A 13,593-nucleotide genomic window follows, 5' to 3' on the forward strand; every position below is an offset into this window, starting at 1 on the left:
TCGTAAACCTCTTCCCTTTCTCTTGAGCAAGCTCATTAACATAATAAAGCCCCTTGTCATCGAAATGACAAGGGGCGATTGAAACCAAAGAATACATCTTTGACAAAATTCCGCCACTCCATCCACTGGATAGAGTTTGGTTTATTTACTTATAACAACTCCAATCATAATATGATAAATCACACAGGGTGTCAACTTGAAATTTAAGGATTTAGCTGGAACAATCGATAGACAATAACAGCTGCCTGAGCACGAGTTGTATTGGCTTTAGGTGCAAAGTTATCTTTGCCCACACCTTGAATAATCTTTGCTCCGCTCATGAATTGTACAGCCTCACGAGCGTAGGCTGAAACGTCAGCGGCATCATTGAAATTCACTGGCTGGTCCACTCCCACGACCGTAAGCTTAGCGAGCTGTGCTGCACGATAAGCCATCAACGCCATTTCCTCACGGCTAATCGTTTCATTAGCACCGAAGGTTCCATCAGATCTGCCCTGAATAATTCCTAGCTGCTGAGCAGCAGCAACAGAGCTGTAGTACCAAGCATCCAGCGAAACATCCTTAAATGTACTTGCCGCATTACCTTCCTCTAGCTCTAATGCAAGCATCAGCATCTTTAGGAACTGTGCCCGAGTTACATTCAGCTGTGGCCCGAAATTATGATCTCCGGTGCCATTCAGGATGTCTCTGGCGGCGAGGGCTTGAATGCTATTTTGTGCCCAGCCTAGTCCAGCGATATCCTTAAAGGAATTTTCCGCATATGCTACTGCGAATCTGCTGGAATTGTCTGGTCTAAAGATGATCTTGCCAGTTGTCAGATTAAACTGAGAGTTTCTAACCACCTCCACAGTCCCGTCTTCACGGATTTGGTAGACTACTATTTGTTCTACACCTGAAGTTGTCTTTGGTTTGTAATCCCGTTCAACCTTCAGTCCACGCCCAAAGCTGTCAAACTGTTTGCCATCAACAAAGAACTTAAACTCATAAATATCCCCGACATCTGTCTGAAGCGACAGTGTCTTCGCGTCAACTTTGCCAACTACAAGCTTCACGCTTGCGGCGTCAGATCCTGCCATCTCAAGAAGCAGGTCAGCATTTATTCGGAACGTAGACAATCCCATGTCTATTTCTAAAAGTTGAATTGCTTTTGCTCCCGCTCCAGCCAACTCACGAGCTGGCAAGGTCAGTTCAACCACCGAGCTGGCAGAGGCTGGCTTCACTGTGATTCTCAATACTCCATTCTGCATTGAGCCAATTGCTTGTTGCAGAATCGCTGAGGATACCTCTGCAATAGCTTTACCATTCACATCCGCTGTCACGGAAAGAGTAACTCCATTTGCGTTCACAGTAGGTTCCGGTTGTTTCACTGGTTTGACTGTCGTTGAAGATGAAGTACCGCCCGATTCTGAAACCTGCGATTCTGCCATAATCTCAATGGACATCGTGCCTACAACACCAGAGCCATCTTTAGCTGTCGCTTTCACGGTTACCTTGCCTGCTGCAATTGCAGTGAGCAAGCCGGTATCCGTAATAGATGCTCGCTCAGTAGCTGATCCATCCTCATTCACCACTGACCAGCTCACTGCTGGATCGGATGCATGGTCCGGCAGGACTACAGCTGCCATTTGCAGGGTTTGCCCTGACTTGATTTCGCTCACATTATCTTTGGAGGAGACTTTTATCTCCATGACGGATATAGGCATGACATGAACAACCGACTGTGCCTCATGCAGGATGTCAAATTCAACATCTGTGTTGGATCCTCGGAAAGAAATAAATCCAAGCGGCACGGCGATTTCACGGGTTGTCTTCTTCGCTTTGAAGATCATTTCTAAGAATTCCGCATCATCGGTCAGGATATTTCCTGCCTCCGTTCCAGCTACACTAACTGTTATTAGACCTGGACTGTCCTCATTAATATGAGTGATGCTGAATCCGTCTGGCAAGGTCTGAGCGGATACGAATTCCACACCAGATACGTCATATGCCATGGTAAAGTCTACAGCATACACTTCCTTGTAGACGGAGGTAGTAACATTTGTAATCCCTACACGGTAAGTGAAATCCTGTCCTGCCACCACTGTGACCGGTCCGTTCAGCGTTGCAGCGGGCAGATTACGGGCAATCTCATCTTGTCCGCTGATGTTAATCTCTAGGCTTCCGGATACTCCACTTCCATCTATAGCTCGCGCAGTTACTTGTACGCTACCGTTCTTTCTAGCTGTCAGCAAGCCCTTCTCATTAATAACCGCTTTATCCGTAGAGGTTACCCCATCTGCTTCAGTTACCGTCCAGATAACTTTAGGATTCGTCGCATTCTCTGGAAGCACAGAGGCTTGCAGCTGCAAGGCACCGCCCTTCGACTCAATGCTGCTAATTCCATCTTTACCCGTTACAGTAATTGAAGAGACATGTGCCTCAGGTATCTGCTCTTGACCCACTAAGATCTTGGATTGCTGTGGATTCCAGCCATCACTTCCACCAAGCACAGCTTCAATCGTATAGGCAGCCGCCTCTTCTGCTGTTAATTGTTTGGACCAGCTGTAACGTGAAGCTGCATTAGCACCCTCTCCGTAACTTAAAAACTCAGAGAACCGTGCAGTTTTGGAACGACCTTCATACCATTCATGCCAGCCAGTAGCACGAATATGAGCTCCCAGCTCCGTGTTAATGAAGGTAGAGCTGCCATATTCTCTCCATGGCCGGCCCAAATCAACGGTTCCAGCAGCAACGTCCTCACTGGCAGTTAGTCGATTATTGATGAACACATAACCAGGCTTACCCGCTGCCGTGGAAGGCGCAGTAACATAGCCAGCACCCGCACTTTGAATCACATTATTCTCGAATACAGCAGCGGAATTACCGAAGATAAAGTCCACTGTACCTTCAATATGGCTGTCGACGAAATAAGCTCTTCCCTTATCTGCGAACAGGGTATCCTGATATCCTAGAAGCTTAACATTTCTGTACACTCCCCGGTCTCCTTCAGCATATAAAGCGACTGCCTGACCGGCATCCCGCCCAGCACTGTTCTCAACCGTCATGTTCTCCAGTGTGAAATCAGTTGCAGCAGCCTTTAGTGTATAACTGCCGCTGGTGCCCATTTCTTTACCATCTGAGCCAATGGTTTTCGCGGAGTCACCGTTAATAAGTACGGTACCTTCCCGGCTCTCACCGATGATACTAATATTCATCTTACTAGAAGGTACAAGCACCTTCTCCTTATACGTGCCGTTCTTCACTTTAATAATCGTGGTTAGGGCACTATTATCAGGTGCTGCTTGAATAGCGTCATTAATCGTTTTATAATCTCCTGTCCCATTCTGAGCAACAATAATGACAGGAGCTGGAATTCCCTTGACCACCTCGGATGGAAGACTGGCACCCTTATCACCGATGGCGATTACCGCATATTGATAGGCAGTCCCGTTGCTCAAGCCTTTATCGGTATAATCGGTTGCTTCGATGCCGTCGGCCACGACCGCATAACTGCCACCGCTCTCCGAGCGTAGAATTTGATAGCTGCTAGCTCCATCAGCTACATTCCAAGTCAGATGGATATCAGTGTTGCCAGGCTCAGCACTAACTCCTTGTGGAGCCTGCGGCTGGCCGGAATTCTGGTATGGAACCGCTGAGGCAACAGCTGAATCTAGACTACTACGGGTACCATTTATTGCTTTGACTTTGTAATAATACGGTGTTCCGTTTACGAGCCCACTATCAGTAAAGCTTGTGTCTGATAAATCAGACCCGAGCACTTCATAAGGACCTTTCGCCGATGAGGCACGTTTGACAATATACTGGTTCGCCTCCTCAATCGCTGGCCAGCTTAGTTTCACTACACTGTCACCAGCTTCAATGGAAACGACAGGCGTTCCCAAAGGAGATTGCGGAGTAGCTTCAACAGGCGCTGATTCTTTTCCCTCTCCGGCCACATTTGTTGCAGATACGACGTAACGGTAGGTTTGCCCGTTGGCCAGACCTCCGACGCGGTAAGTTGTGCCGGCGATTTCTTTTGCCACGAGTTCATAGCTGCCTGAAGTCTCATTCCACTTCTTGATGCTGTAGCTGGCTGCATTCTCCACAGCATTCCAGCTGAGATCCAGCTGAGTATTCCGGCTTACAGCCGCGAACGATTCTGGCGCAGGCAATTTCACCGCCAAAGCGGATGGGGTAATACTAATTTCATTGGAATTTCCCGATTCACCAGTCGGCGCCATCGCCGAGATAACATAATAATAGGTAGTTTCGTTGGTAACTTCAGTATCAATATATGATGTCTCTGTAATAGCGTTGGCAATAGTCTCATAAGGCCCCCCGCTCTTAAGACTTCTCTTAATATTGTAGGAAGTTGCCCCTTCAAGAGCAGGCCAGGATAGCTGGGCTGCTTGGTTTCCTGGAAGTCCAGTCAGTCCAAGCGGTGTTTCAATCGGCTCAACATAGATCTTTAAATTATCTAAGTAATAATTTCCTGAGCCGCCGCCTGGAGTCTTGGACAAAATACGCCCAATGCCATAGCTGGCGAAATTCGTAGTTGTGAACGGAAAAGAGCCCGCAGGCTGATCATCAATATATACATCCACTTTATCGTTGTTCACATCCACCTTTAGCTTCAGGTTATACCATTGTTTTAGGGAATAAGAGTTCATCAGTTGATGATACTGGCTGCTCCCCCTGCTCATGGTTAGCGTATATTTACCTGTAGCTTCAGGAAGCGTTGGCTTTCTGCTCTCAATGGAGAATGCCGTTTTGCTTCCATCTGTACTCTGGGCCTGCAGGAACACCGAGGTTCCCGATTCTGTCGCAAACATAAAGTCAGTGTCAATAACGAGTGCACCCGTAATTGGCGCGAATTTGCGGATAAACTGCACGCTGCCGTTCGCACCATCGAACACATTCAACACTTGATCTGACGTATTCCCCTTACTGTCAGACGGTGTGGGAGATACAATAACCTTTTGAATTTCAGTCTGTGGATTTGGAGTCACATCATAATACTCTGGTGTCACACCCACAGCAACCTGTTCAAAGTCTTCATCCACATAATACACATTACCTGCTTCACCTTCAGCCGTAGCGCTGGCCTCATCGGAATCAAAGCTTTCACCAAGCTCATTCACAGCACTGACCACGTAGTAATAAGTTTTTCCGGAGCTGAGTCCGGAATCAGTATACAGGCTATCTTTAATTTCAGTATTGATCGTCTTGTATGGACCGCCTGAAACCTCACTACGTTTAACACTATACGACTTGGCAGAACCAACATCCTCCCAATTCAGCTTCACTTTTTCCTCACCTGCTGTCGCTGTAAGACCACGGGGCGCAGTAGGAAACTGATCACTAAGCGGTTTCAGCTCCACCTCACTGAAGACAGATGCATTATAACGATTAACCTCGTTATCTACCTTAGCGGCATCGGCTGCAAGACCAAAATAAACCGTATCATTCAGGTCAAGCTTCACCGTGCCTACCTTGCTCCATGTTACTTTATCCGGCGATACCAGACCTGTCACTTCATTACCAAGACGAACCAGCTTCACCCAATAAGGTGTATTGATGAAGCTGTCCGGTTCTGTTTTTACCACCTTGGCTCCTGTGGTGGAGCGGGTAATCATAACTCCCTTCTTGCCATATTTGACATAAGGGATTGCCAGCATTGTCATTTTAGAGTTCTCATTGAGATTATCACGAATCATGACACCTGCTTTGGCATAATCGTCAGTTCCCGTTACGGAGTCGATTCTAGCAATAATTTCACCATTGCCTGTCAGGGTTTGATAAGCAAAATGAAAATTATCAACAGCCGTTTCGCTCTCTGATGTTGCTCCGATAAGTCCAGCCGATTTGAGCGTAATCTTCCCGCTATCCGGATGAAGCGTAGTCACTCCCGCTATCCCTGGATGGCCAATATCCACCGAAGTCCAAGGAAGAACGGATCCAGACGTGTTGACATGAATAGCCACGTTATCAGATTGTGTCTTGAGACCCTTATTGTCTATAGCCTGAACAACGAGGTAATAGGTACCATCCTGCACATTGTTCCAATCGAAACTATAAGGTGCTGTGGTAGCTTCGGCTTGCTTCACACCATTAACGATAAATTCCACCTTAGCAATACCATCACTATCACTGGCAGAGGCTGTAACCTTCACATTGTTGCCTGACTCTATGATTTGGTTATTCACAGGATAATTGATAGCGGTTACAGGATTGTCTGTATGCTCATTCCCTGCTTTTCCCAAAACAATCAGATCATTCAGATACACTTCTAGATTCGTATAGCCCTCCGCAGATAACGTCGTCTTCTTACCATCCTCAGAATCGGTAGGGTCTAGTCCATTAGCAATCTCCCAGCTGTCATCCATACCGTCATGATCCATGTCGATTACATTGGAAGCTGTCTCTGTATAGTCTGGGTAACCGCCTATTTCAATAGGTGAATTAATATGCTGTCCAGTGCGATTCTTCACATCATTAATGACCCGCGCATCGTAAGCATCACGCCTTGGCAAAGTGGCACCAGCATCCGCCATTACATTTGCGTAGGCTTCTTCCGCCGACACTGCCGCATAGGGGTTAGGCATCTTTGCCGGCTCCGTAAGCTTAGAGATATCCGAATACTTTTGCACACCCTTCCAGTTGTCTTCAGTAACCTTCGGATTACCATCCATGATGTTCCCATCTATAAACAACCGGGTTTCTGGTGACACTTCCCCAAACAATTGATTTTTTACACTGGTGTAGGTGTTTGGACCATTTTTATAATAATTGTTAGTGATATTATATCGATAATCTTCTGCTCCCCCACCATAGGTCGAAGCGAATCCCCAGTTATAGATAACGTTATTAGACATTTCCGTCAGGTCCACCAATTTGGTCACCGTCGGCAAACGGGGGTTGCGGCTGGTGCTATGAGCAATCAGATTGTGAAGGAAACTGGCATTTTTGCCACCCCAGATTCCTCCGTAGCCGTGACGTCCCTTCTGGTGTGTCGTCATCAGCATACTTTCAGCGGATATCGACCATTGCACAGTAGTATTCTCGTTATCATACAGACTGACCACTTCATCCACCGACCAGCTGAATGAGCTATGATCGATAATGAGATCCTTATGGTACCTTGATCCAAAAGCATCATCTTCACTAGCTACCCGGTCGCCTAACCGGAAACGCATATAACGCATAATAATATTGTCAGCTTCAACAGAGGTTGTGTAATCGGCAATTGTAATTCCGTCACCTGGAGCCGTTTGCCCGGCAATCGTCAGATTTGAGCCGGTAATCTTGAGGGATTCCTTCAGATGGATGGTTCCCCCCACTCGAAAAACAATGGTCCGATTACTTTGGCTTACCGCATCGCGGAAGGAGCCGGGGATCGGAGTTTCCTTGATACCATAATCAGCCAACGTCGTTACTTCATACACAGGTTGAGCTCTTCCGCCGGTTACATATTTGCCGCCGCCTTCCGCGCCCGGAAAGGCAGGAAGCGCTTCCAAAGAAGCGGCCTCGACACCACCAAATGGCATACATGTTGCAAGAAGACTCGCAACCAGCGCCCCGGATAACCATTTTCTCTTCATACAAGACCTCCTAATATCTATTGGAATAAGAAGGGGGCCCTGTCCTCAGAGCAACCCCTTCCTTAGTAAAGCCGTGTGTATTATTCCTTGCCCTGATAACGGAAATATGCGAAATCAGCACTGCTGCCACCGAACTGCTGCATATCATGCGCCGCAATGCCAACAAAGTTCCCAGTGAAGCCTCCCGACAAAAAGCTGATATTCTGCGGATCGCCAAGTGGCTTCCACTCCGTATTGTCACCCTTAAGATAAACAAATTGCCCAGTCACTTCCTGCACCTCAACCGCGATCCGCACTGTCTCCCCTGCATTTAGTTCAATCATTACAGGCTCCGCAGTGAATTCATCGCGCTGACAGCGCATTAACCGCAGCACCTTGCCACGTCCTTCTTCATGGCTGATATACGCATAAAGATAGTTATCCTCATTCAGGTATAACAGTAGTCCTGCCATCTGCAGATAAGTATTCGGTTCATATTCAAGCGCTGTTTCAGCGCGGAAGCTTATATCCGTCTGGCGAATAGCCAGAATATGATGCTCAAACAGACTCTGCACGGACTCCCCGGCCCTGATTCTTAACCAGCCCGGTCTTTCAGCAAGGGAACACCAGCTTTCATTCCTAGGAATCCGCAATGTATTCCAGTTCTTTTTCAATTCTGGGCCATTAAAATCATCCTCAAATTCAAGCGTCCGCACTTGGTTCAGGAACTGTGTTCCTTTAGGTGCTGGTACCTTGAGCTGTGGTGTATTTCCGCCTGAGGTTAGTCTTAACCAGCCCTCCTCATTCCAGTGCACCTGCTGAACGGCAGTCTCTCTCCCCAGTATGGCGTATTCGCCTTCCAGGGGTCGCGTACACAAATGGGCCATATACCATTCACCTTCTGGTGTCTCTACCAGACTTCCATGGCCGGCACATTGAAGCGGCAGCTCGGGATTATCCCGAGAGGTCAACATCGGATTGAGCGGATCCACCTCATACGGACCAAGCAGCGCCTTGGAGCGCGCTACGGTTACGGCATGCCCCGATCCAGTGCCGCCTTCTGCCGTAATTAAGTAGTAATAACCTCCCCGCTTGTAAATATGCGGCGCTTCCGTCTTCTTCAGCGGCGTGCAATCAAAGATTTTCACAGGTTCACCTATTAATTGGCACTGGTCTGGATCGTACTCCTGAATTACAATCCCGCAGGACTTGTTGCCCTCCGTAATCCGGTAATCCCACAGCTCATTCAGCAGCCATTTGCGCCCATCCTCATCATGATACAGAGATGGATCGAACCCGCTGCTGTTTAGGTATACCGGTTCAGACCAAGGTCCCTCAATACCCTCCGCAGTGATCAGATAGTTATGACAGTCTTTAAAAGGCCGTTTAGTGCTCTTAACATCGGTATAAATCAGATAAAACAAACCGTCATAATAACTAAGCTGTGGAGCCCAGATACTGCAATTTTTCGGATTTCCCCGCAGATCCACCTGATGAGTCAGAATATCTGTGCAATGCTCCCAGTCTGCTAAGTCCGCTGATTGATACACCCTCACACCGGGCAGCCATTCAAAAGAAGAAACAGCAATATAGTACATCTCCCCCGCTCTTACAATACAAGGGTCAGGATTGAAGCCTTTTAATATGGGATTGTGAATAACTCCAGTCTGAATGTTATCTGTAATCATCTTCATACTCCTTCCTATTTCCATACATCTGCACCCTTCACCCTAAGCAAATCTGCAGTCTATCCTGTTCAATTATCAGTCTGTCTGCTCACTTAGATCTTCCTGTGACGGGATAACGGTCACCTGCTGCACTAACTCTTCAACTTTACGGGTGTTTCTCGATTGGCAGCCGGTGATATCTACCGTTTCTCCATTTTCAATATAAAAAGCCGGTCCCTCATGATTCTCGATCGTCACTTGGCGGAAGCGAATATCTCTTACGTTGCCCAGATAGAACCCACGGTTGTTCATATCCTGGATTCCTGACATCATGGCTGGACGACCAGGGATTGCATTCTCTGCCATGGAAATATCAATATCGGAAAAGGTAATTTCTGAAATGTATTGCTCCGCAAGGCCGTAAAGAAAACCTGCAGCCGCGTGAACATTCCGAGCAGTAATATTAGCAAAATGAATCCGTCGGAAGCAGGGGGTCTCCTCCGTCACCGGATAAGGATTCTTATCCCATACATATTTGTCCTTACCACGTGGTCCGCAGAAATAATAAAGATTAAGAATAAACGGACAGATCACGTCCTCCATCACGATATTGCTGACACGAATATCTTCGACAACACCTCCGCGCCCGCGTCTGGACTTCAGCCGAATGCCGCGGTCCGTCTGCTTGAACACGCAATTGCTGATCACGATATTACGGATATCTCCGCTCATTTCGCTTCCCAGCACCACACCGCCATGACCATGAATCATCGTGCAGTTAGTTATCGTGATATTCTCGCAGGCAACCCGCTCCTTCGTATCCTCCGTCCCTGCTTTAATGGCGATGCAGTCATCACCCACATCGATATTGCAGTTGCTGATGCGGACATTCACACAGGATTCTGGGTCAATACCGTCTGTATTAGGCGAATCCGCCGGATTATAGATCGACAGATTATCAATCGTAACATCATGGCAACAGATAGGATTCACAGTCCAGCTTGGGGAGTTCACGAGTGTCAGATCTCTGAGCGTGACTCTACGGCAGTTGTCGAAGCTGATAAGCTTCGGGCGGGGATACAGCAGTGAATCAGGAGAATTCCGATGTTTATCCCACCAAGGTGCGCCCCTTCCATCCAGCTTGCCTGCACCTGTAACCGATACATTCTCTAGATTTATTCCAAAAATACATGAAGCATGGACGTTCTGCTTCACACCCTCCCAACGGGAATCCACCACCGGATAATCGTTAGGATCAGAGCTGAAGCTAAGCACAGCTCCAGGACTGAGCTTCAGCTCAATATTGCTTTTCATGAAGATAGCACCCGTCTGATAGTGCCCGGAAGGAACATAAACTGTTCCTCCCCCTGCCTCGCTTGCCGCATGAATGGCACTGGCTATCGCTTCCGTTGAAGGCTCTGCACTATTAGGATGTGCTCCGTAGTCGTTTATATTGTAGATAGACATGTGCTTCACTCGCTTCCTTTCGTCACGGCGGGACGCTGCAAATATTCATATTCTCCACAAGCCAGGAGGAATGCGCCAAGCCCCTTCTGATCATTGGTTACGATCGGTTCACTGATATAATAGGCGTAAGTACCATCTCTCCGGTCTTCACCACCGAGTCCAGCGACCTGGCAGTTTTTATTCAGGTTAACCCAGCCATTTTTGGTTTCCAGCACAAATTCAGCAATAAGGCCTTGATAAGCACGGTCAAGTGTCTCGAACCAACTATCATCGAGTACACCAATCCGAATGCCCTTAGCCATTGCATAGGTGATCATGCTAGAGGCGGAAGCCTCCAAATAATTGCCTTTACGGCCGCCCATGTTTACAACCTGATACCATACTCCAGCATCCGCATCCTGAACCTGACGAAGCGCTGTCAGCGTATCTGTCAGTATACGTGCCAAAATCTCATAATCCGCGTGTTCCTTAGGGAGCATGCCGAGTACATCCACTAGCGCCATCACATACCACCCCAGCGAACGCCCCCAAAAGTTCGGAGACAACCCCGTTTCAGGATCGCACCACGGCTGTACCCGCTTTTCATCCCATGCGTGAAACAGGAGACCCGTCTCAGCATCCTTGGTATGACGCTCGCACAGAATAAATTGCCGGGTCACATCGTCCAAACCCTTGCCGCCTTCATACTCAAGTAAATACTCCAGATAGAAAGGAGAGCCCATATACAAGCCATCCAGCCAAATCTGATAAGGATATACATTCTTATGCCAAAACGCACCTTCTGAGGTTCGAGGATGCGTTGTTATCTGCTTTCTTAATAAATCTGCAGCCATTTTATATTTCGCTAACCCAGTTTCTTTATGGAGCACAAATAGGATCTTTCCGTTATTTAAGTGATCAATATTATGTTCGCTCAGGCGATATCCCTTCACAGAGCCGTCTTCCTCAATAAAATAATCCATATTATCTTTGATGAATTGATAATATTTAACCTGCCCGGTCTGTCTCCACAGCAGCTCAAAACCCTTCAAGATGACTCCATAATCATAAGACCATTTTCCATGATATCCGTTATCCTCATATAATCTTGGCGTTCGCTCCATAATCGAATCTGCCATTCGAACACCCCAGCCCATACTCCTAAGTGCATTGTTGTCTTTCATTTTTTCCTCCTGTTTGAATAGATATGGTCCTAAACGCAGCCACCCCATTTAGGACCCCTCTACTATTTTCTTAGAATATAGTCTGTAGTACTTCTTAAGGATTTACAGCTTTATAAGCAGCTTCATATTCAGTAATGATTTTGCTGCCGCCGGATTTCTTCCACTTTTCAACCTCAGCTTTAAATCCGTCCAAATCAATTTTACCTAGGATATATTTATAAGTGGCATCTGTCATAATCTTCTGCAACTCAGATCCTTGAGTAGAATAGGTCTCAGATTCCAGAGAGTAAGCAGGATTCAGTACAGCATATTTAGCATTCTCAACGATCAGCTTATCAGCTTCAACTTTGAGTGGATCAGCATCATGGATAATGAATCCATTCTCTAATGGACGAGATGCCGAAAATGGCTGAACTTCTTGCTTCCAGAGATCTGTATCCTTAATCGTAACCGCTTGTTCTCCATCGATTGTATAGTGGACATCCTTAATACCATAAGTCATCAAGCCATAGACATCTTCATTCATAAGATCATTAACAAATTTCAAGATCCGTCTTAATTCATTTTCATCCTTGACTTCGGATTTCGGGAAAGACAACAGTCCCCCAATTCCGTTATTACCAGCCCAAATGGCGCGATCCGCTTCATTACCGGTGGAAGTGATATCGTTAACCATAACCAAATCCATACCATCCTGTATGCCTTTAGACAGATTCAGCAGGTTCTTGCTGTCAAACAAGGCACCCACATAAATTCCAGCCTTTCCTTGCGCAAAATTCTGCTGCTGATCTGTTTTAGCCGTCACAGCAAAATCCTGATTGATATAACCACCATCATAAAGAGTCTTCATATAATCCATGGTCTTGACATAAGCCTCTGTATCGAACTCTGGTGTCATTTTACCCGCATCATCTACACTCCAATAGTTCGGTGTTCCAAAGTATGAGCCCAATGTCTTAAATGCTCCATATACAAGATCGCTGCGGTCCATGAAGCCTGTGGTATCCTTTTTGCCATTACCATCAGGGTCTTTTTCGGTAAACGCTTTCGCAACTTCCATCAACTCATCTGTTGTTTTTGGAACCTGCAGTCCAAGCTTATCCAGCCAATCTTTACGGAGAACAACGCCGTTTCTAGCCAAGGACTTCTGGAAAGGAACCCCGTACAGCTTACCTGCAATCGATGCCGATGTACGTGTATCCTGTGAAATTTTAGCCAAATTCGGGAACTCATCAAGATAAGGACTTACTTCCCAGAACATACCGGCCTTCAGTGCATTACGTACAGAAGAGTTATCAAGAATAGTCAGGGTAACGATGTCTGCTAGGGAATTCGATGCTAATGAAGTATTAATACGTTCTTCTTTGGAAGGATCCGGAATCCATGAGAATTCAATCTCTGTATTCGTCAATTCTTCAATTTTATCCAGAATAGGACCCGTTGGTGTTGTAGACGTTTGTAAAATGTTCAGCCAGCTAATCTTTGCTTTAGCATCTAGCACATCTGCAGGTGCGGCAGTAGTTTTAGCCGTTGAATTCGTTCCCTCATTTGAAGAATTTGACTCCTTCGCGTTATTGCCTCCTCCGCATGCAGTGAGTACTAACCCGCTACACAACATTAAGGCTGCAATTTTTTTGTAATTGCGATTCATCAACATTACCCCTTTTACTAATGTATTTGTGTTGTATCTTCCACCTCTGCCTTTAAGGCAGAGGTAAGAATTCAGCATACTATGAA

The 13,593-nt window shown here is 46.6% G+C and carries 5 protein-coding genes; all 5 read right to left on the reverse strand.

What is annotated here, in order from left to right; translation table 11 throughout:
- Positions 1-203 precede the first annotated feature (203 nt).
- Positions 204-7,580, reverse strand: coding sequence for a pectinesterase family protein (locus MHI32_RS26095; RefSeq protein ID WP_340011319.1), 7,377 nt, complete (start codon positions 7,578-7,580; stop codon positions 204-206).
- A gap of 80 nt (positions 7,581-7,660) precedes the next feature.
- Positions 7,661-9,247: a glycoside hydrolase family 43 protein gene (locus MHI32_RS26100; protein WP_076130459.1), complete on the reverse strand. Its 1,587-nt coding sequence runs from the start codon at positions 9,245-9,247 to the stop codon at positions 7,661-7,663.
- A gap of 75 nt (positions 9,248-9,322) precedes the next feature.
- Positions 9,323-10,693, reverse strand: coding sequence for a glycoside hydrolase family 28 protein (locus MHI32_RS26105; RefSeq protein ID WP_076130458.1), 1,371 nt, complete (start codon positions 10,691-10,693; stop codon positions 9,323-9,325).
- A 5-nt stretch (positions 10,694-10,698) separates the two neighbouring features.
- On the reverse strand, positions 10,699-11,856 hold the full coding sequence (locus MHI32_RS26110) for a glycoside hydrolase family 88 protein (RefSeq protein WP_076130479.1): 1,158 nt from the start codon (positions 11,854-11,856) through the stop codon (positions 10,699-10,701).
- A gap of 94 nt (positions 11,857-11,950) precedes the next feature.
- Complete coding sequence (locus tag MHI32_RS26115) at positions 11,951-13,507, reverse strand: extracellular solute-binding protein (protein ID WP_076130457.1); 1,557 nt, start codon at positions 13,505-13,507, stop codon at positions 11,951-11,953.
- Positions 13,508-13,593: the final 86 nt, after the last annotated feature.

Origin of the sequence: Paenibacillus sp. FSL H7-0690 (assembly GCF_037980415.1) — a bacterium.
In the GTDB taxonomy this organism is placed as follows: Bacteria; Bacillota; Bacilli; order Paenibacillales; family Paenibacillaceae; genus Paenibacillus_AQ; species Paenibacillus_AQ odorifer.